At 63.6% G+C, this 26,023-nt stretch carries 20 protein-coding genes; 12 read left to right on the top strand and 8 right to left on the bottom strand.

Features of this window, described 5'->3' with window-relative positions:
* Positions 1-4 precede the first annotated feature (4 nt).
* Positions 5-1,867: a DNA helicase RecQ gene (gene recQ / locus V1290_RS17010; RefSeq protein ID WP_334365478.1), complete on the bottom strand. Its 1,863-nt coding sequence runs from the start codon at positions 1,865-1,867 to the stop codon at positions 5-7.
* Positions 1,868-2,110: 243 nt separating this feature from the next.
* Between recQ and V1290_RS17005 the strand changes: the two genes are divergently transcribed.
* Genes V1290_RS17005 through V1290_RS16995 form a run of 3 tightly spaced genes read left to right on the top strand, consistent with a single transcriptional unit; the run spans position 2,111 to position 6,182 of the window.
* Positions 2,111-3,466 carry a cytochrome c gene (locus V1290_RS17005; protein WP_334365477.1) on the top strand — a complete coding sequence of 452 codons (1,356 nt, stop codon included), beginning with the start codon at positions 2,111-2,113 and terminating at the stop codon, positions 3,464-3,466.
* Entirely contained in the window at positions 3,460-3,957 is a 498-nt protein-coding gene (locus V1290_RS17000) for a (2Fe-2S)-binding protein (RefSeq protein ID WP_334365476.1), read from the top strand. Before V1290_RS17005 ends, V1290_RS17000 begins: the two co-directional genes overlap by 7 nt.
* Positions 3,954-6,182, top strand: coding sequence for a xanthine dehydrogenase family protein molybdopterin-binding subunit (locus V1290_RS16995; protein ID WP_334365475.1), 2,229 nt, complete (start codon positions 3,954-3,956; stop codon positions 6,180-6,182). The genes V1290_RS17000 and V1290_RS16995 overlap by 4 nt, the downstream gene beginning before the upstream one ends.
* A 6-nt stretch (positions 6,183-6,188) precedes the next feature.
* On the opposite strand, the gene V1290_RS16990 is transcribed toward V1290_RS16995, so the two are convergent.
* From V1290_RS16990 to V1290_RS16980, 3 genes are all read right to left on the bottom strand, one after another.
* Entirely contained in the window at positions 6,189-7,565 is a 1,377-nt protein-coding gene (locus V1290_RS16990) for a vWA domain-containing protein (RefSeq protein ID WP_334365474.1), read from the bottom strand.
* Positions 7,566-7,572: 7 nt separating this feature from the next.
* Positions 7,573-8,520, bottom strand: a complete 948-nt coding sequence (locus V1290_RS16985) for an AAA family ATPase (RefSeq protein WP_213290194.1) — start codon at positions 8,518-8,520, stop codon at positions 7,573-7,575.
* A gap of 107 nt (positions 8,521-8,627) precedes the next feature.
* The gene (locus tag V1290_RS16980) at positions 8,628-9,263 is read right to left on the bottom strand and encodes an HAD-IA family hydrolase (protein WP_334365473.1); all 636 of its coding nucleotides are present in this window, start codon (positions 9,261-9,263) and stop codon (positions 8,628-8,630) included.
* Positions 9,264-9,371: 108 nt separating this feature from the next.
* Here V1290_RS16980 and V1290_RS16975 point away from each other — a divergent pair, with 108 nt between their 5' ends.
* On the top strand, positions 9,372-10,133 hold the full coding sequence (locus V1290_RS16975; protein ID WP_334369060.1) for a S1 family peptidase: 762 nt from the start codon (positions 9,372-9,374) through the stop codon (positions 10,131-10,133).
* A 304-nt stretch (positions 10,134-10,437) separates the two neighbouring features.
* Here the strand turns inward: V1290_RS16975 and V1290_RS16970 are convergent, their stop codons facing one another.
* The 3 genes from V1290_RS16970 to V1290_RS16960 all read right to left on the bottom strand — a co-directional run bounded on the left by V1290_RS16970 (position 10,438) and on the right by V1290_RS16960 (position 15,904).
* Positions 10,438-12,660, bottom strand: coding sequence for an acetate--CoA ligase family protein (locus tag V1290_RS16970; RefSeq protein ID WP_334365472.1), 2,223 nt, complete (start codon positions 12,658-12,660; stop codon positions 10,438-10,440).
* Between the two features lie 165 nt (positions 12,661-12,825).
* On the bottom strand, positions 12,826-13,404 hold the full coding sequence (locus V1290_RS16965) for a class GN sortase (protein ID WP_334365471.1): 579 nt from the start codon (positions 13,402-13,404) through the stop codon (positions 12,826-12,828).
* A gap of 229 nt (positions 13,405-13,633) precedes the next feature.
* Positions 13,634-15,904, bottom strand: coding sequence for a marine proteobacterial sortase target protein (locus V1290_RS16960; RefSeq protein WP_334365470.1), 2,271 nt, complete (start codon positions 15,902-15,904; stop codon positions 13,634-13,636).
* Positions 15,905-16,160: 256 nt separating this feature from the next.
* On the opposite strand from V1290_RS16960, the gene V1290_RS16955 reads away from it, so the two are divergent.
* Positions 16,161-16,925, top strand: coding sequence for a helix-turn-helix domain-containing protein (locus V1290_RS16955; protein ID WP_334369058.1), 765 nt, complete (start codon positions 16,161-16,163; stop codon positions 16,923-16,925).
* Between the two features lie 177 nt (positions 16,926-17,102).
* A complete protein-coding gene (locus V1290_RS16950; protein ID WP_334365469.1) occupies positions 17,103-17,312 on the top strand; it encodes a cold-shock protein in 210 nt (69 codons plus the stop codon).
* 251 nt (positions 17,313-17,563) lie between these two features.
* On the opposite strand, the gene V1290_RS16945 is transcribed toward V1290_RS16950, so the two are convergent.
* A complete protein-coding gene (locus tag V1290_RS16945; RefSeq protein WP_334365468.1) occupies positions 17,564-19,111 on the bottom strand; it encodes an acyl-CoA synthetase in 1,548 nt (515 codons plus the stop codon).
* 191 nt (positions 19,112-19,302) lie between these two features.
* Between V1290_RS16945 and V1290_RS16940 the strand changes: the two genes are divergently transcribed.
* From V1290_RS16940 to V1290_RS16915, 6 genes are all read left to right on the top strand, one after another.
* The gene (locus V1290_RS16940) at positions 19,303-20,457 is read left to right on the top strand and encodes an acyl-CoA dehydrogenase family protein (protein ID WP_334365467.1); all 1,155 of its coding nucleotides are present in this window, start codon (positions 19,303-19,305) and stop codon (positions 20,455-20,457) included.
* A 142-nt stretch (positions 20,458-20,599) separates the two neighbouring features.
* Positions 20,600-21,754 carry an acyl-CoA dehydrogenase family protein gene (locus tag V1290_RS16935; protein WP_334365466.1) on the top strand — a complete coding sequence of 385 codons (1,155 nt, stop codon included), beginning with the start codon at positions 20,600-20,602 and terminating at the stop codon, positions 21,752-21,754.
* A 35-nt stretch (positions 21,755-21,789) separates the two neighbouring features.
* Positions 21,790-22,446, top strand: coding sequence for a glutathione S-transferase family protein (locus V1290_RS16930; protein ID WP_334365465.1), 657 nt, complete (start codon positions 21,790-21,792; stop codon positions 22,444-22,446).
* A 113-nt stretch (positions 22,447-22,559) separates the two neighbouring features.
* On the top strand, positions 22,560-23,381 hold the full coding sequence (locus V1290_RS16925; RefSeq protein ID WP_334365464.1) for an AraC family transcriptional regulator: 822 nt from the start codon (positions 22,560-22,562) through the stop codon (positions 23,379-23,381).
* Positions 23,382-23,444: 63 nt separating this feature from the next.
* Complete coding sequence (locus V1290_RS16920; RefSeq protein ID WP_334365463.1) at positions 23,445-24,311, top strand: 3-keto-5-aminohexanoate cleavage protein; 867 nt, start codon at positions 23,445-23,447, stop codon at positions 24,309-24,311.
* Between the two features lie 92 nt (positions 24,312-24,403).
* Positions 24,404-26,020, top strand: coding sequence for an acyl-CoA carboxylase subunit beta (locus tag V1290_RS16915; protein WP_334365462.1), 1,617 nt, complete (start codon positions 24,404-24,406; stop codon positions 26,018-26,020).
* The last annotated feature ends 3 nt before the right edge of the window (positions 26,021-26,023 follow it).

Raw genomic sequence — 26,023 nt, 5'->3', positions numbered from 1 at the left:
AGACTTACGCGTCGGCTGCCCGCACCACCGCCAGCAGTTCGTCGCCGTAATGTTCGAGCTTTTTGTCGCCGATGCCGGGAATATCGCGAAGCGCGTTCAGCGTCATCGGCCGCGCGGCGGCGATGCCGCCGAGCGTGGAATCATGCAGCACGACATAGGCCGGCACACCTCGCTGGCGCGCGATCTCCGAGCGCCACGCGCGAAGCGCGGCCTGAAGCGGGGCGTCGGCGGGCCTCGCTTCGGCGCGTGGCGCGAGATCGCCACGCCTTGATTTGGCGCGGCTGGCGCGAATGCGCGTGCCCGGCGCCGCCTCGCGCAGCATGATTTCGGTCTCGCCCTTCAGGACGCCGCGCGCGCTCTCGGTCAGCTTCAGTGCGTTGAAGGCCTCGCTGTCGGCCCGCAGATGGCCCATGGCGACCAACTGGCGGATCACGGCACGCCATTGCTTCTCGTTGAGCTCTCGGCCAATGCCGAACACGGACAGTTTGTCATGTCCGAATTGCGTGACGCGCTCGGTTAGCCGACCCACCAGCACGTCGATTAGGTGCATAGCGCCGAAACGTTGTCCGGTGCGGTAGGCGCAGGACAACAGTTTTTGCGCGGCGACTTTGCCGTCGCGAAGCTGCGGCGGCGACAGGCAGTTGTCACAATTGCCGCAATTGCTGGAGGTCGCCTCCTCGCCGAAATAGCCGAGCAGGCGGCTGCGCCGGCAGCCCGCGGTTTCGGCTAGCGCCACCAGTGCGTCGAGCTTGCCGATCGACACGCGCTTGAACGTATCGGAGCCAGTGGATTCGTCGATCATGCGGCGCTGCTGCACGATGTCGGTCAGGCCATAGGCCATCCAGGCGCTGGACGGCTTGCCGTCGCGTCCGGCGCGGCCGGTTTCCTGATAGTAGGCCTCGATGCTTTTCGGCAGATCGAGATGCGCCACGAAGCGCACGTCCGGTTTGTCGATCCCCATGCCGAACGCGATGGTGGCGACGATCACGACGCCATCCTCGTTGATGAAACGATCCTGGTTGCGGGCCCGAACGCTGGTGTCGAGACCGGCGTGATAGGGCAGGGCCGGAATGCCGGCCTTGCTCAGCGCATCGGCGGTATCCTCGACCTTGGCACGCGACAGGCAGTACACGATGCCGGCGTCGCCCGCGTGCCGTTCGCTGATGAAGGCCTTGAGCTGGGCTGGGGCGTTCTGCTTCTCGACGATCTCGTAGCGAATATTCGGACGATCGAAACTCGAGATGAAGCTCGGTGCGCCTGATAGCCCCAGCCGGGTCACGATCTCCTTGCGCGTCATCTCGTCGGCGGTTGCCGTCAGAGCAATGCGCGGAACGTCGGGAAAGCGCTCGGCGATCGCGGACAGGCCGATATATTCGGGACGGAAGTCGTGTCCCCATTGCGACACGCAATGCGCCTCGTCGATCGCAAACAGCGCGATATTGGCCTGGCCGAGCAGGGAAAGGCAGCGCGGCGTCAAGAGCCGTTCCGGCGCGACATAGAGCAGGTCGAGGTCGCCGGCCAGTAGCCGCCGCTCGACCTCCGACGCCTCGTCGAATGACAGCGTCGAGTTCAGCACGGCCGCGTTGACGCCGGCCTCCAGAAGTCCCGCGACCTGGTCGCGCATCAGCGCGATCAGCGGCGACACCACGATGCCGCAGCCCTCGCGCAGCAGCGACGGCAACTGATAGCACAGCGACTTGCCGCCGCCGGTCGGCATCAGCACCAGGCAATTGCCGCCATCGGTCACGTGCCGGACGATTTCTTCCTGCGCGCCGCGGAAGGCGGGCAGGCCGAACACGGAATTCAGGACGGACAGCGCATCGGGCACATTGCCGGATTCAGAGCGCCGGGCTGCAGGGGCAGGCATGAGAGTGAGGTCGTCCGGTTGAAGGCGTGTGGCGCCAGCCTTTGGGGCAGGCACCGCGGAATTGAGGGATCAATAGGCCAAAAACATCGTGGCAAGTCTATGCCTGATTTTGATGTTCCCGCGGCGTGTTTCGGCAACGGCAGCAAGGGGTCAACTGCCGGTGATCGGCGCGTCCGGGGGCGAACGACGGAGGGAGATTTGTGTTAGAAGGCAACCCAAGCAACAAAAACCCGAGGCGAGAGCATGCGGGCATCGACGCGGATCATCGCGGGCATCGTTGCCGCCGTGCTGATTGCTGCCGCGGTCGCAGCCTTTGCCATTGCGTGGCGCCCGGCAATCGCGGCAATCGATCCTCCCGACCCGCAATCCTTCGATGCCGCCCTCGTCAAGCGAGGCCGCGACCTGGCGGCGATCGGCAATTGCAGCGATTGCCATACGCCGCGTGGGGCTAAGAACTTTGCAGGCGGTCTGCCGGTGCCGACCCCGTTCGGCACGATCTTTTCCACCAACATCACGCCGGACCCGGAGACGGGAATCGGCCGATGGTCGGAAGCGGCATTCCGCCGCGCGATGCGGTCCGGCGTCAACCGTGAAGGCCAGCACCTTTATCCGACATTCCCATACGACCACTTCACCAACGTCAGCGATGAGGACGACCGGGCGCTCTATGCCTTCCTGATGACGCGGCAGCCGGTTCGCGCAGCGCCACGCGAAAACCAGCTTTCTTTCCCGTTCGACCAGCGGCTCGCCATCGCGGGATGGAAACTGCTTTTCCTTCGCCACGACACCTATCGGCCTGATCCCAGGCAGAGCGCCGAGTGGAACCGCGGAGCCTATCTGGTCGAAGGGCTCGCCCATTGCGGGGCCTGCCATACGCCGCGAAATGCGCTGGGCGCGGAGCGCGTCAGCGCACGATTTGCCGGCGGCGATGTCGATGACTGGCACGCCTATGCGATCAACGACCAGTCCCGCTCACCCGTGCCCTGGACCGCCGATGCATTGTTCACCTATTTGCGCGAAGGCTGGCATCCCGATCACGGCACCGCGCGCGGGCCGATGGCGAAGGTGGTCAGCAACCTGTCCTCGGTGCCGGCAAGCGACGTCCGCGCCATCGCGGTCTACATGGCCAGCGTTTCCGGTACACCGACGCCTGGCCGCGCGGGACCAGGCGAGGATGCCTTGACGCGCGCCAAGGCGGCTTCGCAGGCAAACCCCGTCGGCGCGTCGATCTATACTGCCGCCTGCGCATCATGCCACGAGGGCGGCAGGCCGCTTCCTTATGGCGGGGTCGATCTCGGCCTCAGCACCGCGATCTCAAGCCCCGATCCGCGCAATCTCGCCAACATCGTCCTTTCAGGCATTGACGCGGTGGAAGGCGAGCGCAGCCCGATCATGTCGGGCTTTGCCGCCAGCATGAACGATGATCAGGCTTCGGCCTTGCTGAACTATTTGCGGGCGCGGTTCAGCGACCAGCCGGCATGGACCGACCTCAAGAAAACCATCGCGGACGCGCGACGCACCCAGACTGTATTTCTCCAGACGTCGCCCGCGCCACGCAACGCGCCTGCCGACCCTCAGCAGCGAGAAAAGCCATGGTGACATTGAAGGTCAACGGCCGCGAGCATCAGGTCGATGCGGAGGCGGATACGCCGCTGCTCTACGTGCTGCGCGACGACCTCAAGCTCAACGCCGCCAAGTACGGCTGCGGACTGGGACAATGCGGCTCGTGCACGGTAATCGTGGACGGCAAGGCGGTGCTGTCCTGCGTCGTGCCGATGGTGCTGCTCGAAGGCAAGCAAGTAACGACGCTGGAGGGGCTCGGCACGATCGCCGAGCCCGCGCCGATCCAGCGGGCGTTCATGGAAGAGCAGGCGGCGCAATGCGGCTATTGCATTCCGGGAATGATGATGCGAGCGCAGGCCTTGCTGCAGAAGAATTCGAAACCGACCGACGAACAAATTCGCGCCGAGCTCGAACCGCATCTGTGCCGCTGCGGCACCCATATGCGGATTCTGCGTGCGGTGCACCGGGCGGCGCGGCTGATGGACACGGCGGATGCGTCACCGGCAGCCAACGGGGGTGCCCGATGAACGCCGCCGTCATTATCGATCGCCGTCGTGTGCTGGCAGGCGGCGGCGCGCTGATCGTCAGCTTCTCGCTCGGCAGTGCCTTGGCGCAGCAACAAGACGCGCCTGCGGCTGCCGCACCGAGCCCGCCCGGCAGCTTGAAAACATCGCCCTATCTCGACGCGTGGATCCGCATCGATGCCAATGGCGTCGAGGTGTTCACCGGCAAGGCCGAACTCGGCCAGGGCTTCAAGACGGCGTTTCAGCAGATCGCGGCCGAGGAGCTCGATATCGCCTTTGAATCTCTCAAGGTGACGACGGCGGACACGCGCCTCACCGCAAACGAAGGATATACGGCCGGCAGCAACTCCATGAAAGACAGCGGCACCGCGATCCAGAACGCGGCGGCACAGGTCCGTGCGCTGCTCATCGCGGAAGCGGCGCGGCGGCTTGGTCTGTCGGCCGAGAGCCTGCGCACGGCAGACGGCGCGGTGATCGCGCCGGATGGCAAGCGCCTGTCGTATGGTGAGCTCGTCGCAGGCGAGATGTTGCATGTTCAGGCGCAGCCGACGTCCAAATTGAAGGACCCCGCGGCATTCAAGGTGATCGGCCAGCCGGTGCCACGCGTCGATATCCCTGCCAAGGTGACCGGTGGGGATGCCTATGTTCAGGACATGCGGCTGCCCGGGATGGTGCATGCCCGCGTCGTGCGGCCGCCGAGCTATGGCGCGCAACTAACCGAATGCGATACCGCCGCCGTCGAGAACCTGCCCGGCGTCGTCAAGGTCGTGCGTGACGGCAATTTCCTGGCCGTGGTTGCAGAAAAGGAATTCCAGTCGATCAAAGCGATGAACGCGCTTGCCGCTGCCGCGAAGTGGAAGGAAACCGCACGCCTGCCGAAACAGGATGATCTGCTTAACGTGTTGACCAGCCTGCCTTCGCAGGACACGACGATCTTCGAGCGCAACAATGCCGCGGTCGCTGGCCAGAAGACCATCGAGGCGACTTACACGCGGCCCTATCAAGCGCATGGATCGATCGGGCCGTCCTGCGCGGTCGCACAATTCGTCGACGGTGCGATGACGGTGTGGACGCATACGCAAGGCGTCTTTCCTGATCGCCAGGCCATTGCCGAAATGCTGCGCATGCCGCCGGCCAGCGTTCGCCTGATCCATGTCGAAGGCTCGGGCTGCTATGGCCATAACGGCGCCGACGATGCCGCGGCCGACGCCGCGCTGATCGCCCGTGCGTTACCCGGCCGACCCGTTCGCGTGCACTGGACGCGCGAACAGGAACATGCCTGGGAGCCGTTCGGCCCGGCGATGGTGACGAAGCTCAAGGCCTCGCTCGACGGCAATGGCAGGATTGCCGACTGGAATTTCGATGTCTGGAGCAATACGCATTCGATGCGGCCGGGCGGCGCCGGGTCGATGCTGGCGGCGCAGCACATGGCGCAACCCTTTGCCGTGCCGGCTCCGAGGCCGTTGCCGCTGCCGGAAGGCGGCGGCGACCGCAACGCAATCCCGTTCTACAATTTCCCCAATGCGCGTGTGGTGCATCACTTCATTTCCGCGATGCCTTTGCGGATTTCGGCGATGCGGGCGCTCGGCGCCTACCACAATGTGTTCTCGATCGAGAGCTTTATCGATGAGCTCGCCATTCTCGCTGGCGCCGATCCGGTCGAGTTCAGATTGAAACATCTCGACGATCGGCGCGGCCGCGACGTAATCGAAAAGGCCGCGCAAGCCTTCGGATGGAAACCTGATCAGAAGCCGCCGCCGGATCGCGGTTACGGCTTTGCCTTTGCGCGATACAAGAATCTGGCCGCCTATTGCGCCGTCGCTTCCGAAGTGGAGGTGAACCGCGAAACCGGTCGCCCGCGCCTGGTCCGCGCGGCGGCGGCGGTCGATAGCGGCCAGGTGGTCAATCCGGACGGATTGATCAACCAGATCGAAGGCGCAATCGTGCAGTCCATGAGCTGGACGCTCTATGAAAGCGTAACCTTTGACGAGACCAGGATCACCAGCATCGACTGGCAGACCTATCCGATCCTGCGTTTCAATTCGGTGCCCGAACGCATCGAGGTTCACATCATCGACCGTCCAGGGCAGCCGTTCCTCGGCAGCGGCGAAACCGGGCAGGGCCCGGCGGCGGCCTCGATTGCCAACGCCATCGCCAACGCCACGGGAAAGCGACTGCGGAATTTGCCGCTGACGCGCAAGCGCATCAAGGAAGCGATCGATGCATGAAGGCGGCTACTGATAGCTCGCCACGATGTCGGACACCGCGCGTTCAAGCTGCTTGGCAGTAGCGCATTGGCGGACGACCGTGCAAAAGGTCGAATAGCGTGGCATTTCGGAATCGCCCCAGCCCCAGGCCATGCGTCCCTCGGGATTGAGCCAGACCAGCCGTTTCGACCGTTCGGCAATTCGACGAAGGATATCCGCGCGCGGATCGAGATTGTTGCTGCGGGCATCGCCGAGCACGATCACGGTTGTCTGTGGCGTGATCGCGCTCATCCACTCATCCTCAAAGTCAGCAAGCGAACTGCCGTAGTCGGAGGAGCCGAAACCGACTTTGGACATGATCTCGGCCATCGCCTCTTCCGGCGATTTGGATTCCAGGATGTCGCTGACTTCGATGAGGTGTCCGGAGAACGCGAACGAGCGGACGTCGTCCACCACCTCGTGCAGGCTATGGATCAGCAGCAGGAAGAAATCCGAAACCCGCGCCACGGAGCCCGAAACGTCGCACAGCGCCACGATCTTCGGCTTGTCGCGATGCCGCCGCTTCCACGCGGTGAGGAAGGGCACGCCGCCCCAGGCGGCGTTGCGGCGGATGGTTCGGCGGACGTCGAGATGGCCGCGGCGCTGGCGCTTGCGCGGCTTGGAATAGCGCTCGCGCAGGCGGCGCGCGATCTGGCGGATCAGATGCCGCATCTGTTCGACCTGCCGCGGCTCGATCCGCGACAGCGGCGCATTGCGCAAAATTTCGTTGCGCAGGTTTTCCGCCTCCTCGCGGCCGTACAGCATCAGCGCCTGCGAGACCGTGTCGCGCACCGTGCCGCGCAGGCCGTCCAGCGCGTTGGTCAGCCGCTCCGCCAGCGCCGGGTTGGTCGCCGCGAGATTATCGAGATCGTCGCGCAGGCGCTGGATGCCCATCTGATCGAGGATGCGGCCGGAGAAGATGCCGCGCTGGGTGAAATATCGGATGTCGGACAGCGAGGCCGCGCTCGCCGCGTTGGCGATCGCCGCCGAAATCTGGTTGCGGTCCTGCGCCAGCAGCATTTGCGCGAGTTCGCCAAGCCCTTCGGCTTGCTCGTCCCCGCCGCTCGTTTGGCTCGGTGAATCGGATGCCGCGTTGGATCCGTCCGCATCCTGCTCGTCCGGCTTGCCATCTTTGGGCGGCGATTGCGGCTCGGGCTGGTCGAAGAATAGATCGAAGCAATCGCCGAGCGCCTTCTTCTCATCCTGCGTCTTGGCGAGCGTCAGCAGAAAAGTGTCGCGCAGGATGGCGCGGTCGGTAAAGCCGACCTTGGAGACGGCCCGCATTGCATCGATGCTTTCCGCCGGCGAGAGCCTGACGCCTGCGCCCCGCGCCGCACGAAAGAAGCGATGCAGGTTCTCGCGCATTCACGCCTCACCCGAAGACGTTTTGACGCGAGGCCTTGGCGATGAAGGTAGAGACCTGCGGCATGGTGGCCTCGATATCCGCCTCGTATTTCAGGAGAACGTTGAGCGTGTCCTTGACCATCTCGTGGCCGAGCTCGGGCGCCTGCAGCAGCACCAGCACGCGCGCCCAGTCGATGGTTTCGCTCACCGACGGCAATTTCTTCAGGTCGAGCGTGCGGACCTCGTGGATGAAGCTTACCATTTGCTTGCGCAGCGTCTGCGAAATGCCGGGCACACGGCTCTCGACGATCCGCTCCTCCAGCTTCTGCTCGGGAAAGCCGATGTGCAGATGCAGACAGCGTCGCTTCAACGCGTCGCCGAGATCGCGTTCGCTGTTTGAAGTCAGGATCACGGTCGGCGGCGCGACCGCGACCACCGTCCCGAGTTCCGGAATCGTGACCTGGAAATCGCTGAGGATTTCGAGCAGCAGCGATTCGAATTCGGCGTCGGATTTGTCGATTTCGTCGATCAGCAATACGCAGCCCGCGGGCTGCTCCAGCGCCTGCAACAACGGCCGCGGTTCGACGAACTCCTTGGAGAAGAACACGTCGCCGAAATCGTGAAGCTGGTTCAGCGCCGCTTCCAGCGTCGGCGCGCCGCCGAGCACTTCGCCGAGCTTGTCCTTCAGGATCTGCGTGTACAGAAGCTGCTTGGCGTATTTCCACTCGTAGAGCGCTTTCGCCTCGTCGAGCCCCTCATAGCATTGCAGGCGGATCATCTTCATGCCGCGCCAGGCGGCGATCGCTTTGGCCAGCTCGGTCTTGCCGACGCCGGCCGGACCTTCGACCAGAATGGGCTTTTCGATCTGCTGCGCCAGATAGACCGCGGTCGCGATCTGGCGGCTCGCAATATAGCCTTGCGCCGCAAGACCGCTTTCCACTGCCTCGATCGAGGCCGAAGGCCTGATATCAGCCACCGGGTTTCAACTCCGAATTCGATGATTTCGGAATGTTCTGCCTGCGTTCCCGGCAAAGAACAAGCGCCGTTTGGTCATAACGAGCGCGCAGTTCCGCTATTTTCCGCCTAGCGCAATGCCAGCCCGGTCGCTGCTTCCAGTTCATTAATCGCCTGCGCCGCATTGACCACCTTGATCGTGGTCATGCCCATCTCGCGCGCCGGCTTCAGATTGACGCCGAGGTCGTCGAGATAGACGCAGTTCTTGGGGTCGACCTTCAGCGTTTCAACCATCATCCGGTAGATGCGCGGGTCGGGCTTTCGAAGGCCGATTTTCGCGGATTCGATGACATGGTCGAACAGTGCCATCACTTCGGCGACATAGAGTGTGCGCCCGCTGTGGCTGCCGATGGCGTTGGCGGGCAAGTTGTTGGTGATGCAGCCGGTCTTGAACTTTGCTTTCACACGCTTCAGTGCCTCGACCATTTCGGGCCGCAGATCGCCGGACAGTAGCGGCAGCACGTCCTTGCCGCGAACCGCCGCGCCCAGCGCCAGCGATTCGGCCGCAAACAATTCGTCGAAGGCTTCGATATCGACCTCAGCGCGCTCGAATTTTGCCCAGGCATTTTCCAAATGATTGGCGGCGTTGGTGCGCCGGATGATGTCGGCCGGCAGCCCGCGCTCGGTCTCAAACCGCGTGAACGCCTCGAATGGCGAGGTGGTGAGCACCCCGCCGAAATCCCAGATCACTGCCTCGATCATCATGCCCTGCCTGAAGTAGCACTCCGGGGAGCGGCTAACACGGATTGACTGCCCGAACCAGCCCGATCGCCGCGCTTGGCGATGCGCGCCGCACAAGCTATTGCTGCGCCGATGAAGATCCTGCCTCGAATGATAGCCGGCCTGGTGCTGCTGCTCCCTGTTCCTGCCCATGCCATCGTGGGCGGTGGTGCGCCGTCCACCGAAGGTGTGGCCCGCTCCATCATCACCATCGTCGGATCGCGCGGTAATTTCTGCACCGGGGCCTTGATTGCGCCAAGGCTGGTGTTGACGGCGGCGCACTGCGTGCAGCCCGGCGCAGAATACAAGATCGTCGAATATGGTGCGGACAGGCAACCCTCGCTGCAGGATGTGAAGAGCATCGCCATTCATCCTGGCTTCAACATGCAGGCGATCTCAGGACATCGTGCGACGGCGGACGTCGCGTTGCTGCAACTGGCGGCGCCACCCAAGGGAAAGACGGCGGCCGTGCTCGGATTGCCGAATATCCCAATCAGCGTCGGCAGCCGTTTTACGATCGCGGGCATCGGCGTAACCGTCCGCGGCGACGGCAAGAGCGGCGGCACCATCCGCCTCGGCAGCCTGATCGCGACCGGCAGGCCGGGAACGTTGCAGATCAGGCTGGTCGATCCGGTGGGGCAGGGCACGCGTGACGGGCTTGGCGCTTGCACGGGAGATTCCGGCGCGCCGGTGTTCGAGGACAAGCCAGGCGGTCCCGTCATTGTCGGCGTGGTGAGCTGGTCGACCGGGCCGAACGGCAGCGCAGGCTGCGGCGGCATGACCGGCGTCACGCCGCTGACGCTGTATCGGGGCTGGATAGTGCAGTCTGCGCAGAAGTGGGGCGCGGGGTTGTAACTACATCCGTCGTCCCTGCGAACGCAGGGACCCATAACCACCAGCCCACATTGTTGAAACGCAGCCGTCGCCCCGAGTGCCCATTCTGCCGGCCGCGGCGTATGGGCTCCTGCGTTCACAGGGGCGACATGTTGAGAGGTTCTCGCCTCTATTCTGTCGTCCCAGCGAACGCAGGGATCCATACGCCGCGGCCTATCGGCAAGACGACAGGGCTAGTTATCTTCGTAACAACTGGCAACGGTGGTTATGGGTCCCTGCGTTCGCATGCGTTCGCAGGGACGACGAAAACTGCCGAACCAGTCACCTAATGCCCCGCCGCCTTGTTCGCGGCGGCGTTGTTCAGCACGATCAGGCCATCCACAGCCACGCCGACCTTGCTGTTGATCAAAAACGGATTGACGTCGATCGAGGCGATGCGGTTGCCGGCATCGGCCATCAGGTTGGAGAGGCCGACCAGCGCCTTCACGGCGGAAGGCTCGTGCAGCGCCGGCTTGCCGCGATAGCCCTTCATCTTCACTCCGGCCTTGGTCTTGGCGATCAGTTGTTTCGCCTCGGCTTCGTCCAGCGGCGCGCCGGCGAGCGCCACGTCCTTCATCAGTTCGATATCAACCCCGCCGGTGCCGAACAGCACGACGGGACCCATCTCGGCGTCGAGCGAGGCGCCGACCACGAGTTCGAGATCGGCCTTGACCTGCTGCGCGATCAGAATGCCCTCGAGCTTCGGCTTGCTCTTGATCTTCTTCACCCGCGCGGTGATTTCGTTGAAAGCCTTCTTCACTTCGGCCGTGCTGTTGAGGTTCAGCACCACGCCGCCGATGTCCGACTTGTGCAGGATGTCGGCGCTGACCACCTTAGCCACCACGGGGAAGCCGATCTTCTTGGCGATCTTGACGGCTTCCGCCGCGGTCTGCGCAATCTCTTCCTTCGAAACCGGGATGCCGTAGGCTTTCAGCAGTTTCTTCGACGCGACCTCGTCCAGCGCGGCGGCGCCGTTGGCGGCCTTGAGCGTCTTCTCCAGCATTGCGCGCGCGGAAGCTTTCGAGCTCGAGACGATGTCAGGCACCTCCTTGCGCAAGGACGCATATTCGATCAGCGACTTGATTGCTCCAACAGCGCGATCGAGACCCTGCATCACGGCGATGTTCGGCAGCGACTTGCGCAGGGCCTTGGTGAATTCGGTGAACCCGATCGACATCGCGCTGATATAGACTACGGGCTTGTTGGCGGTTCCCGCCATCTCGTTGACGAGGCGCAGGTTGCGCTCGCGTAATTCGTGCGGCGCTTTCGGCAATTCGGCGTCGATGATGACGATGTCGGTGTCGGGATCGTCGATCATGATCTTGATCGACTTGATGTAGACGGAGGGGTCGACCACGGCGGCAAATCCGGCGTCGAGCGGATTGCCGACAATGCTGCCGGGCCCGAGCATTTGCGCCAATTGCGCCGTCGCATTCGGGCTGAGCGGCGCGAAGTTCATGCCGGCCGAATAGAACGCGTCGATCAACAGGCCGCGCTTGCCGCCGGAGAGCGATACCGCGGCGAGCCGATTGCCCTTCGGTGGATCGGCATGGACGAAACATTCGGTGGTCTCGATCAGTTCGTCCAATCCGCGGACGCGGATCACGCCTTCGCGGGTCGAGATCGCGTCGAAGGTTTCGATCGAGCCCGCGAGTGCGCCGGTATGCGCCATTGCCGCAGCGCGGCCGCCTTCGGAGGCGCCTAGCTTGAGCGCGATGACCGGCTTGCCGGCAGCCCGCGCGGCCTTGCAGGCTTCGCGGAACACTTTCGTGTTCCGGACACCTTCGAGATAGACGACGATGACGCGGATCGAGGGATCGGCCGCGAAATAGGTCATCAGGTCCGGCGACTCGAGCCCGGTCTCGTTGCCGGTCGTCACCATATAGCCGACGCCGACGCCGCGATCCTCCAGCGTCTGCCGGATCGCCATCACGATCGCGCCGGATTGGCCGACAATTGCTACCGGTCCAGCCTCCATCGTGACGATACGGTCGTCGATGTTGGTGAACAGTTTTTCGCCCGCGCTCAAATTGCCGAGGCAGTTCGGCCCAGTGACCGCAAGGCCGGTTTCGCGCACCGCCTCTTTCAATTCGATCGCCAGCCGCTGGCTCTCCTCGTCCTGCAACTCGCTGAAGCCTGAGGTGACGATGGTGGCGGAGCGGGCGCCGGCCGCCGCGGCGTCGCGGATCACCTGCACCGCAAAACGCGCCGGCACCAGCACCAGCACGTGATCGGGCTTTTCGGGCAGGCTTGCAAAATCCTTGTAGCAGGGCACGCCCCAGATCGTTTCGCGCTTGGCGTTGACTGGAAACAGTCCGCCTTCGTAACCGTACTTGATCAGATTGTTCCAGATGCGCTCGGCATAGTTGCCGGGCTTGTCGGTGGCGCCGACCAGCACGATATTGCGTGGGTGCAGCATCGCATGGATGCTCTTGACGATGTCGCTGGCGTCAGGCGATGGCGACCATTTTTCGACCGTGTGCGATGCGGTGCTTGCCTGAGCGTCCATGGATATCCCTAACTCTGTTGTTCTTGGCCGCGGCGATCGAGAATGATCGTCCCGCCGTGATTTTCTTTTGATTAGGACCTTTTTATTGAGCCTTGGCGAGGGTGGCAACACGCGTTGCGCGATGAGCGCCATTCGCGCCGCGCAAGATTTCCCGGCTCACAGAATTCAGTGCGTATCTGATACGGGTCCGATCATCGTGGCGTGCACAAGATAACGCTCCGGCCCCTGAGTCAGCGCGTCGAACGGCCAGCAGGTCGACAGCACCAGCTCATGCCCGCCCGCGAGCGGATCGATGCCGGAGGCATCGAAGCGAACGACCGAGGTCGTATCCACCTGATAGCGGAACCTCCGGCCGTCACGTCTGGTGACGTCGATTTCGTCACCGACAATGACGTTCTTCAGGAAGGCAAAATGCGTATCGCGATGCGCCGAATAAACGGCGACGCCGCGTTCGCCGGCGTCGGGCGTGTGTTCGACGTGACCCGGGCCGAAGGCGAGCGCCTGACCGCTGCTGCCTGCGAGCACGATGGCGCGGGCACCGAGCCGCTTTACCTCGACACGAGCAACCGGCCAGGTGTCGGCCCACGACCATGGCTTTGTCTCGCGCCCGGTTGCGACGGTTTCCTCGAAGGCGCGTTCGAGCAGGACCTGTGCGAGCAGCGCCTTGGCGTGGATGTACGCCCCTTGGCCGAACAGGATCAGGCCGATGAGTGCGAGAAGGAGAGGGAGGATGAAGCGAAGCATCGGGACACTCTCCCCCGTCATTGCGAGCCAACGGGTCGCGCGAATGCGCGCCCGATGACAGGCTCCGCGAAGCAATCCACCTCTCCATGCGGGGATAGATGGATTGCTTTGCTCCTCGCAATGACGGTGGTTGGAGAAAAAGCGGCGCGCGCGGCTCTGGGGGGACGGGTGGAAGCCGCGCGCGCTCTGGAAAGAGGAGGTCGGGGGTCCCTCCTCCTTTCAGCCGACGTCAACGCAGTGACATCTGACGTCGATTGAACACCAAGACGATCAGGCTGAACGTGAGCAGGATCACGCCCGCAATCATCTTCAGTTCGGCATCGGTCGCCGTCCTCGGCAGCGTAACCGTGCTGGGCGCTGCGGTGGCGACAGGCTGGACCCGCTTCAGCGCCGCGATCTGGACCCGCGCCTCCTCCGTATCCGCGCGCCGTTCCATCGGCATTGCGGGGGCGCGTGGGCGCTCGCCGAACACTTTTTCAAAATCCCAACCCGCCGGCAGGTTGATCGGCAGTTCCGAGACCTTGAGCGGCTCCCCTTGCGGACGGCTCGGCGTCTTGTCGACGGCGACCAGGCTGGTCAGCCGCGTGACGAGTTGATGCTCGAGCGCCAGCGCCAGAATCGCCTTATCCGCATCTTCCGGGGTCGCCTGCCGTGTAGTGCGCGCGACTTCGGCGTCCGCGATCTTGTGGCGCGCCCAGAGTTTCGAGAGCCCCTTGCCTTCGGCCGCATCTGCCAGCGGCAGGGTGACACTCCACGGGCGGTCGCCAATGCGGCCCCTGATCTCGACCGAGCCTGCGAGCTTGTCGAGCTTTGCCGCGAGCACCAGCGGCTCGTCGCGGTAGACGTCCGGAATCGCGGCCGGCGTCATGTCGGCACTGGCGTCGGAGAATTTCGCGACCAGATTGGTCACCGCGGGATTCTCCAGCTTGGCGAACAGCCTGCGCATGCGCTCTTCGACCTGCTCGACCGAGCCGATATGGGTGAAGGTGCCACGGCCGAGTTCGGCGGCGCGCGTCATCAGGTAGGTGTTCGGCGCCGAGCCGATGCCGACCATGAAGATGCGCGAGCGGCCGCGCAGCGCGCTGATGGTTTCGAACAATTGCTGCTCGTTGCCGATGACGCCGTCAGTGAGGAACACGACCTGACGGACGTAGTTGGTATCGCCGGCCTTGTCGGACAACGCCGCGCGCATCGCGGGCACCATTTCGGTGCCGCCATTGGCCTGCAGTGCGCCGACGAAAGAGGTGGCCCGGCCGATATGCTCGCTGTCGGCCGGCACGGCTGACGGAAACAACAGATCCATGGTGTGGTCGAAGCGGATCACGTTGAAGCGGTCGTTCGGCTGCAGGCGGCCGAGCGCGTAGATGAGGCTCGCCTTGGCCTGAACGATCGAGACGCCGCCCATCGAGCCGGAATTGTCGATCACGAAAATCACCTCGCGCGGCAGCGGCTTCTGCTGCGCCTGCTCGACCGACGGTGGCGTGACGAAGGCTAGCAGATAATCGCTGTCGCCGACACGCTCGCGGAACAATCCAACCGAGGGCGCCGTCTCGGCCACGGGCTTCCAGGTCAGTTCGAAATCGCGATCCGCCGGCACCGGGCCTTCGGCCAATCGAAGAATGCTCGTATTCGCGTCCGGCTTCTCGGTTTTGATCGCGTGATGGTGGCTCTTGATTTCGCCGAGCGGGAAGCCGGCCTGCAGCCGCACGGTGATACGGGTCGGGTTGATCGGTGCGTTGGTCGCGGGGTCGAGCACTTCGGGTGAAATGCGATCGCGATCCGGAACGGGATCGGACTTGATCGCCCCCCAGCCGCCACCCGGCTTGAAATCGACGCTCTGCACGACGGGCGCGGGATTGTAGCGCGGGGCCACCACCATCGGCACCCGCAGCGAGAACGCGTCGCCGGATTGTTGCACCGGCTCCTGATACTCGATCTGCACCAGCACGGTTTCGCCGGGGCCGATATTGGCGACCGAGTTGGTGAAGATGTTCGGCCGCTCCTGTTCGGTCAGCGCCGCTTTCTGCCCGTTCTGCTTCGCCTGTTCGTAGATGGTCTTCGCCTGCTGCCGCTCCTTGATGTCGCCGACCACGACGCGGTCGCCGATCACCATTTTCAGCGAATCGACCGCGCCGCCGGCCGGCAGCGGGTACACATAAACCGCCTCGACCCAATCTTTCGAAGGGTTGCGGAAAATCTGGGTGACGCGGGCGCGAACGGTCGGACCCGATACGGTGAGATCGACGTCGATGCCGAGCCGTGATGCATCGGCATATCCCTCGTCGATCTTGAGGAGCAGCGAGCCGGCGCGTGCATCGCCGGGCTTGAGGAAATTGGATTGCAGGCGCTCCGCCGACCACACCGGCTCGAAGCTCAAAAATAATGCCGCAAACCCGACGAGGATTACGGCAACGCCTTGCATCAGAAAGAACAGCACCAGCCTGACCAGGCTGGGCCGTTCGTTGCGTTTGTCGGCCTCGATGTCGTCGCATGTCGTCATGTCGCTCTCTCCCGCACGGCGAATTTGCCGCGTGAAAGGGTGTGGAATTCAGCGATTTGGCGCGAGCGGAATGATCGGCATTGTTCCGCCGCCGGCCAGCGCGGCCCGCCACGGTCGAGGCGGCCTTGTGCGGGTTTGTGATGGATTGTGCGTCTGTTACACTGAGCATGATCCCGACCCGAAGGGCCGCGTTGGCGCAAAGTGGGTACCGGTTTTCGGAAAAGATCATGCCCAAAGGAGGCAAGCAGGGGTGACGATGCCAGCGCCGGACAAGCAGCTTTCCGCCGAACAAAGCCGGCAGATTGCCGACACGATTCGTGAGGAGATCGCCCGCCGCCGCATCTCCCGGCAGTCTCTGGCAGAGCTTGCAAAACTCAGCCTATCGACGCTGGAAAAAGTGCTGGGTGGCCGCCGCCCGTTCACCCTCGCCACCACCGTGCGGCTCGAGCAGGCGCTCGGCGTTTCCCTGCGCAAGACGCCGGAGGCGCCAGCGCGCCTGCCTGCCGTCAACGGCGAGGTTGCACCCGATGGACTGGGCGCCTACTCGCGCCGTGCGGTCGCCTGGATCGAGGGAACCTATGTCACGGTGCGTCCCTCGTTCGGCGACAAGGACGCGATCTTCGCCTACCGCACCGAGATCACCTGGGACGATGCGGCGTCTTCCCTGGTGTTTCACGAGAGCGAGCGGCAGGACGCGGCGTTCACCCAGTTCGGCGAAGTGGCGGTGCCGAACCAGTCCGGCCACATCTACCTCGTCACCAACCGGCACGGCCAGCATCGCCTGATCACGGTGGCGCGGTTGGCGATTTCGGGCGAGATGTACGGCATCATCACGACGCTGCTTGCTGGCCGCGGCTCATTGTTGACGCCGATCGCGGCCCCAATCGCCTATCTCCCGATCAAGATGGTCGCGAACCCGACCTTTGGCAGGGTTTCGTCTGATGATGCCAACTACGTGCTGTACCGCCAGCATCTGCGACGGACGACGGAAGAACCGTTCGCGCTGTTCTTGCCGGGGTAGTGCCCACCGGCCTTGCATTCCCGGCGAGACAGACTATATGAGCCTTATTCGAATTATCACTCTGCCTTGTTGACTACGCCGAACCGGCTCCAATCCCCAAGACATCGTTGAAATCGGATCAAACCTGCACGGAGGTCGTGCGGGCAAAGCGCTTTCGCGCATCTTGGAGATAGTTACATGACTACCGGAACAGTTAAGTGGTTCAACGCGACCAAGGGCTTCGGCTTCATTCAGCCCGATGATGGCAGCACCGACGTTTTCGTCCACATCAGCGCCGTCGAACGTGCAGGTCTGAGCTCGCTCAATGAAGGACAAAAGCTTTCATATGAAGCGACGGTCGACCGCATGCGCGGCAAGACCAGCGCGGAAAACCTTCGCGTCGGTTAAGGCGATCGACGGGGGATCACCACGGATGTACTGGGATCCTTCGATCGGCCTCTGAGCAATCAAGCCCGCTGGCGATGAGCCGGCGGGTTTTCTCTTTCTGCTTCGCCTGGCACGCCATTGCGCACTGGAGCGGATGATCCAGCAAGCCGCAGCGTTCGGTTCAATCACTGCCACTAGCGTCTACTGGATGCCCCGACGGAGCCTGTCATCCGGCCGGGCGGAGGCCGGACCGGGTGGCGGGCCATGACGAACTACGACGCCAGCTTGTCCGTCGCCTTCGGCGCGTTGAACTGCTGTCGCAGCGTCGGCTTGTGAATCTTGCCCGTCGCGTTGCGTGGCAGCGCATCGACGAACTCGATCAACCTGGGACATTTGAACCGCGCCAGATTGGCCGCGCAGTGCGCGTGAATTTCGGCAGGCGTCAGCGTATGGCCCGGCTTGACCGCCACGATCGCCATGCCGACCTCGCCCCACTGCTCATCGGGAATCCCGATGACGGCAGCTTCGGCGATGCCTTCGAGCTGATGCAGCACGCTCTCGACTTCGGCCGGATAGACGTTTTCGCCGCCGGAAATGTACATGTCCTTCCAGCGGTCGACGATGTAGTAAAAACCTTCCTCATCGACGCGCGTGGCGTCACCGGTGTGCAGCCAGCCGTCGGTGAAGGACGACTGGTTGGCGTCCGGCCGGTTCCAGTAGCCGGGCGTGACGTTCGGCCCCTTGACCCAGAGCTCGCCGAGCTCGCCGACATCCGCGTCCGTCCCGTCGGGACGGACGATCCGCACTTCCGTATGCAGCACCGGCTTGCCGGACGAGCCGGCCTTGCGCGCGGCGTCCTCGCGGTCGAGTGCCAGCACGGCCGGCGACGTCTCGGTCATGCCATAGCCCTGCTGCAGGGCGACGCCGCGCTCTTCCCATACTTTCAGGAGCGGAACCGGCATCGGCGCGCCACCGACGCCGCCGATCACCAGGCGGCTGAAATCGGCGGTCGCGAACGAAGGATGCTGCGCCATGAACTGGTAGATCGCCGGCACGCCGAAGAATTGCGTAATGCCGTAGGATGGGTCGCTGATCAGTTGCAGCGCCTGGCCGGGATCGAACGCGCGCATGATTAGCACGGTGCCGCCGGCATGCAGCACGGGATTGGTGTAGCAATTGAGTCCACCGGTATGGAACAGCGGCAGCACCGTGAGCAGAACCGTCGACGGCGAGACATAGGCAGGGCCGCCGAGATTGACGCAGTTCCAGAATGTCATGCCGTGGGTGATGATCGCGCCCTTGGGCTGGCCCGTCGTGCCCGAGGTGTACATGATGGTCGAGATGTCGTCGTGCGTGACGCTTTCGAACCGGTCGAGCGGTTTGGATGCCGCGATCGCCGCTTCATAGGAGCCGCCGGGGCCAAGCAGCAGCGCGGATGAAACGTTGCAGAGCGTCGCGACGGTCAGCGCGACTTCCGCGAGATCCGTGTCATGGACCATCACCTTCGGCGAAGAATCGCCGACAATGAACTGCAATTCGGGAACCGTAAGCCGCGTATTCAAGGGCAGGAAGACCGCGCCTAACCGGCCGCAGGCGAACTGCACTTCGAGCGTATCGGTGGTGTTCAGTGCCAGCACGGCGACGCGGTCGCCACGCTTGACGCCGAGCGCATCGCGCAGATGCGTGGCAAGACGCGAAATGCGGCCGTCGAACTCTGCGTAGGAGAGGCGGCGGTCACTCGCGAGGTCGATGGCTGCGATCTTGCCCGGCGTGCGGCGGCCGAAATGGGCGATCCAGTCGTAATAGCGAACCGAGGGCATACTTCCTCCAGGGTGGAACGTCTTGCGCCGCTCGATACCGGCGATCTTATCTCGTTTTATCTGATGAAGCCGGCATATCGGTGTAATGTCTTGCGTTGTGTGGCTGGCCGCATCGCCAGGTAGGCCGCAGCCGCTCAACGCAAGTTTGCGCGGGCCAAATCGGGGCATCGTAATCCTTGCGGAGGAAAGCCATGCTGGAGCGCACAAGGGTGCAAAGCCCATTCTACACGGCGGATCACGAAGCGTTCCGCGACGTGATGCGCCGCTTCGTGGCGCGAGAGATCGAGCCCTATGCCCATGAATGGGACGAAGCCGGCGAATTTCCGCGCGAGCTCTATCGCAAGGCGTCCGATATCGGGCTGCTCGGGCTCGGCTTTCCAGAAGAGTATGGCGGTGTGGCCGCCGACCAGTTCATGAAGATCGTGGCGTCGCAGGAACTGGCGCGCGCCGGTGCGGGCGGGGTCAGCTCCAGCCTGATGAGCCACACCATCGGCTCGCCGCCGATTGCGCGCGCCGCGCGGCCCGAGGTCAAGGCGAGGGTGTTGCCGCAGGTGCTGTCGGGCGAGAAGATTTCGGCGCTTGCGATCACCGAGCCGAGCGGCGGCTCCGACGTCGCCAATCTGTGCACCAAGGCGCGGCGCGATGGCGACCATTATGTCGTCAGCGGGGAGAAGACCTTTATCACGTCGGGCATGCGGGCCGACTACCTGACGGTCGCGGTGCGCACCGGCGGCGAGGGGCCGGGCGGCGTCAGCCTGCTGCTGATTGAAGGCGATACGCCGGGCCTGTCGCGGACGAAACTGAAGAAGATGGGCTGGTGGGCGTCGGATACGGCAACCCTGCATTTCGACGAGTGCCGCGTTCCGGCCGAGAACCTGATCGGCGAGGAGGGGCAGGGTTTCAAGCTCATCATGCAGAATTTCAACAGCGAGCGCATGGGCATGGCGGCGAGCTGCACGGCCTATGCCGGTGTCTGCGTCGAGGAGGCGATGGCTTATGCCAAGCAGCGCAAGACCTTCGGCAAGCCGATTGCGCAGCACCAGGTGATCCGTCACAAGATCGTCGACATGGCGCAGAAGGTCACGGCCTCGCAGGCGATGCTGGAAATGTTGGCGTGGCGGCTCGGGCAGGGCGAGAGCCCGGTCGCCGAAATCTGCATGATGAAGAACCAGGCGACCCAAACCATGGCGTTCTGTGCCTCCGAGGCTGTCCAGATTTTCGGCGGCGCCGGCTTCATGCGCGGCGTCAAGGTCGAGCGCATCTATCGCGAGGTCAAGGTCAACGCCATCGGCGGCGGCACCGAGGAGATCATGAAGGATCTCGCCTCGCGGCAAATGGGGCTGTGACAATTTCGCTCAGCCCGGGTCGTTCCGGGGCGCGAGCGAAGCGAGCGAGCTCGGAATCCATTGGGCCGCAAGTACTGTCGCGAAATGGATTCCGGGTTCAGCCCTTTGGGCTGCCCCGGAATGACGAAGGATAGATTAAAACATGCTCTTCATCGCCGACCACGACGAACCCCGCCGTATCTTGCAAAAATTCATCGCCGCCGAGATCAATCCCTTTGTTGACGAATGGGAGAAGAACGACATCTTCCCGGCGCATGAATTGTTCAAGAAGCTTGGCGACCTCGGCTTTCTCGGCCTCAACAAGCCGGTCGAATACGGCGGCCAAGGACTCGATTATTCCTACGCGCTGATGATGGCGGAAGAGCTTGGTGCCATCAAATGCGGCGGCGTGCCGATGGCGATCGGGGTGCAGACCGACATGGCGACGCCGGCGCTGGCGCGGTTCGGTTCTGATGAGGTGCGCCGTGAATTTCTCGCGCCGGCGATTGCCGGTGATGCGGTGGCCTGCGTCGGCGTCTCGGAGCCGGGCGCCGGTTCCGACGTCGCCTCGATCAAGACGCAGGCGCGCTCCGACGGCGACGATTACGTCATCAACGGCGGCAAGATGTGGATCACCAACGGCGTGCAGGCCGACTGGATCTGCCTGCTCGCCAATACCAGCGACGACCAGGTCCATCACAACAAGTCGCTGATCTGCGTGCCCATGAAGACCAAGGGCGTGCAGGTCGCGCGCAAGCTCGACAAGATGGGCATGCGCTCATCCGACACCGCGCAGATCTTCTTCGACAACGTCCGGGTGCCCAAGCGCAACCGGATCGGCGAGGAAGGCAAGGGCTTTACCTACCAGATGGTGCAGTTCCAGGAGGAACGGCTGTGGGGCGCGGCGGCCTGCCTCAAGGCCCATGAATTCATCATATCAGAGACGATCGAGTACACTCGCAACCGCAAGGCGTTCGGAAAGTCGATCCTCGACAACCAGACCGTCCATTTCAAGCTGGCGGAGATGCAGACCGAGGTCGAGCTGTTGCGCGCGCTGGTCTACCGCGCCGCTGAGGCGTTGATCGCGGGCGAGGACGTGACGCGGCTTGCTACCATGGCCAAGCTGAAGGCCGGGCGCTTGGGGCGCGAACTCACCGATGCCTGCCTGCAATTCTGGGGTGGCATGGGCTTTATGAACGAGACGCCGGTCAGCCGGGCCTATCGCGACAGCCGCCTGACCTCGATCGGCGGCGGCGCCGACGAGGTGATGCTGACGGTGCTATGCAAGATGATGGGCACGCTACCGAAAAACCAATAAGAACAAGTTAGAAAAGTAACGATGAGGAACGGTTGATGATCACGCTCTATCACTGCGACGGCGCGCGCTCGTTCCGCCCGCTCTGGATGCTGGAAGAGATGGGCTTGCCCTACGAGTTGAAGATGCTGCCGTTCCCGCCGCGCGTGCTCGCCAAGCAATATCTCGCGATCAATCCGCTCGGGACCATTCCGTTCATGATCGATGGCGAGACCAAAATGACGGAGTCCTCCGGCATTTGTTACTATCTCGGCACCAAATACGGACCGACGCCGCTGGTGGTAGGGCAGGATGATCCGGCCTATGGCGCCTTCCTGAACTGGATGTACTTCAGCGACGCCACGCTGACCTTTCCGCAGACGCTGGTGCTGAGATACAGCCAGCTCGAGCCGGAGGAACGGCGGAACCCGCAGGTTGCCGGCGATTACGCGAAATGGTTCCTGGGCCGGCTGCGCGCGGTCGAGGCAGCGACCGCCAATGCCGAAAACCTGTGCGCCGGCCGCTTCACCGCGGCCGATATCGTTAACGGCTATGCGCTGCGGCTGGCCGGCAATATCGGCCTCGACCAGGATTTCGGGCCGAATGTCAGGGCCTATTGGGCCCGGTTGCAGGAGCGCGAGGGTTACCAGCGCGCGGTTGCGGCGGAACGCAAGGCCGGCGTCGAGCAGAACGTGGCGCCGCGGGTACGGGCTTGAAATGGAGCCAATTCGGGCCGCGAATTAACCTTTGCCGATCGGTGACAGCCCACGAATTTCCGCTATGGTTGACCCATCGCAGCGGCCAAAGAGCCGCGCGAGGAGGACGAGCCATGGACGGTACCGGCCACAAATCCGGCCATCTGATGCTGATCACCCCGGAACGCGTGTTCTACGCCGGTCTGCTCGGTCGGCCCCGGCAACGCTGCTCGGGCGCCTTCAACATCTATGTTGCGATCGAGGGCGGTCTCTGGCTCACCACGGCCGATGGCCGCGAAACCCATGGCGACATGGTCGCTCTGTTGCCGAACGTCAGGCACACCATCGCGAGCGATCATCGCTCGGTGCTGAGCGTCGTCATCGAACCGGAGAGCGTTCGTCCCGGTGTGCTCGACGATCTCGCGACGCGCCTCGCGGGGCCTGAGGGCGCGGCTTTCGCCAGCCGCATTCGGGCCGCCTATCGTGAACTGCGCGAGCATCACGCCGGCTGTGAGTTTTCCAGCGCCGAATTCGATTGCCTGTGCCTTGGCGAAGTCTTGCCGCAACGTGAGCTCGATCCCCGCGTGGCACACGCGATTGTGCAGATCGGAAAATTCTCCGGCGAGCCGGTGACGGCGGCAAGCTGCGCCGCGGAGGCCGGATTATCGCCGTCGCGGTTCCTGCATCTATTCAAAGAGCAGACCGGGATATCCTTCCGCTCGTTCCGCGCCTGGAAGCGGGCACGGCATCTCTTGCATTTCGCAAACCAGGACATCAACCTTGCGCATCTCGCGCAGGATATCGGCTATCCCGATTCGACGCATTTCAGCCACTCGATCCGCCGCTTCTACGGGCTGAAGCCGCGCGCAATCTTTTCAGGCTCGCGCGATCTCGCGATCTATAGCCACGGCCGTGCCGGCGCCGACAATAGCGGGTTGACGCAAGAAGCCGGCTGATGCGGCACGCATGATCGCGCCGGATGTTCGCGATCTCTCGCGTCCCGTTTCGAAGGTTGATCCATGGGCGACAAGGCCGTCATTACCTGCGCGCTGAACGGCGTGTTGACCGATCCGAAGCAGCACAACGTGCCGGTGACGCCGGAGCAGATGGCGCGTGAGGCCAGGGCCGCCGTCAACGCCGGCGCCAGCATCATGCACATCCATCTGCGCCAGCAGGAGCCGAACAAGGGGCATCTGCCGTCCTGGGACGTCAACGTCTCCAAAGAGATCCAGCAAGCCATCCGTGAAGCCTGCCCCGGCGTCATCATCAATCACACGACAGGCACGTCGGGTCCGAAATATCAGGGAGCGCTCGACTGCGTGCGCGAAACCAGGCCCGAGATTGCCGCGTGTAATGCCGGCTCGCTGAACTATCTCAAGGTGAAGTCCGACAACACCTGGGCCTGGCCGCCGATGATGTTCGATAATGCGGTCGAGAAGGTGCAGGACTATCTCGACGCCATGAAGGAAGCGGGCACGATTCCCGAGTTCGAATGTTTCGACGTCGGCATCGTGCGCTGTGTCGGCATGTACGTGCAGACCGGCATGTATTCCGGACCGCTCGAATATAATTTCGTGATGGGCGTGGCGTCAGGCATGCCGGCGGATCCGGAGTTGCTGCCGATCCTCTTGAAGCTGAAATTGCCGCAAGCGCATTGGCAGGTCACTGCGATCGGCCGTGCCGAAATCTGGCCGCTGCACCAGCGCTGCGCCGATCTTGGTGGACATCTGCGCACTGGGCTGGAGGATACCTTTTATCTTGCCGATGGCACCAAGGTGACCTCGAACGGGCAGTTGATCGAAGCCATCGCCGCCTGCGCACGGCGTGCGGGCCGTGAGATCGCGAGCCCGGCTGAAGCGCGGCAGATATTTGGGACAAGGCATTGAGCTGTCATTCCGGGGCGCGAAGCGAACTCGGAATCTCGAGATTCCGGGTCTGGTCCTTCGGACCATCCCGGAATGACGGAGTGAGTTAGTTTATGGCTATCCTCGAATCCACCATCTCCCCCTCCGGTGCCGCCTACAGGGCCAATCGCGACGGCATGCTGGCGCTGATCGCGCGCATGCGCTCGCTGGAAGATCGCACGCGCGCAGCATCGGCCCAAGCCAAAGATCGCTTCCACAAGCGCGGGCAATTGCTGCCGCGCGAGCGCGTGGCGCTGGTGCTCGATCCCGGCTCGTCGTTCATCGAACTATCGACGCTCGCCGGCTACATGTTCGACGTGCCGGACGCGGAGAAGAGCGTTCCCGGCGGCGGCGTGATCGCGGGTATCGGCTTCGTCTCCGGCATCCGCTGCATGGTCAGCGCCAATGATTCCGGCATCGATGCCGGCGCGCTGCAGCCGTTTGGCCTCGACAAGACGCTGCGGGTGCAGGAACTGGCACTGGAAAACAAGCTGCCTTACGTGCAACTGGTTGAAAGCGCGGGCGCCAATCTGCTGCGCTACCGCGTCGAGGATTTTATCCGCGGCGGAAACATTTTTCGAAATCTCGCGCGGCTGTCGGCCGCCGGTCTGCCCGTCGTCACCGTGACGCATGGATCGTCAACGGCGGGCGGCGCCTACCAGACCGGGCTCTCCGATTACATCGTCATGGTCCGCGGCCGTACCCGCGCATTCCTGGCCGGCCCGCCGCTCTTGAAGGCGGCAACGGGTGAGATCGCAACCGAGGAGGAACTCGGTGGCGCCGAGATGCACACCTCCATTTCGGGTCTTGGCGACTATCTCGCCGAGGACGATCGCGACGCGCTCCGCATCGCGCGCGATATCATGGCCAACCTGGAATGGGATCGGCCGAAGGCTGCGGCGCTGTCCTTCAAGCCGCCACGCTATGACGCCGAGGAACTGCTCGGCATCATGCCGATGGACCACAAGCGTCCTGTCGATATGCGCCAGGCTATCGCGCGCTTCGTCGACGATTCCGATTTCACCGAGTTCGGCGCGAATTACGGCCCGGCGACGGTCTGTGGCCACGCCCGCATCGAAGGACAGGCGGTCGGGATCATCACCAACAACGGCCCACTCGACGTGCCCGGCGCCAACAAGGCGACGCATTTCATCCAGGCCTGTTGCCAGTCGCGCACGCCGCTGCTCTACATGAATAACACCACCGGCTACATGGTAGGCCGTTCCTATGAGGAAGCCGGCATGATCAAGCACGGATCCAAAATGATCCAGGCGGTGACGTCGGCGACCGTGCCGCAGATCACGATCTATTGCGGGGCGTCGTTCGGGGCCGGCAATTACGGCATGTGCGGGCGCGGTTTCCATCCGCGGTTCTGCTTCTCCTGGCCCAATGCCAAAACCGCCGTGATGGGCGGCGAGCAGGCCGCCGAAACCATGGCGATCGTGACAGAGGCTGCGGCGGCGCGGCGGGGCAAGCCGATCGAGAAGGAAAAGCTGGAAGCGATGAAGGCGCAGATCACGGGCGTGTTCGACGGCCAGATGGACGTGTTCTCGACCAGTGCGCGGGTGCTCGACGACGGCGTGATCGATCCCCGCGATACCCGCAGCGTGCTTGCGGAAGTGCTGGCGATCTGCCGTGAGGCCGAAGCCCGCACGCCGCAGCGCATGCAATTCTCGGTCGCCCGGCCATGAGCG

It is taken from the genome of Bradyrhizobium sp. AZCC 1578, from assembly GCF_036924675.1.
Lineage (GTDB): Bacteria > Pseudomonadota > Alphaproteobacteria > Rhizobiales > Xanthobacteraceae > Bradyrhizobium.
Note: the sequence above shows the minus strand (reverse complement) of the source record. Positions and strands in the feature narration are given on the sequence as shown.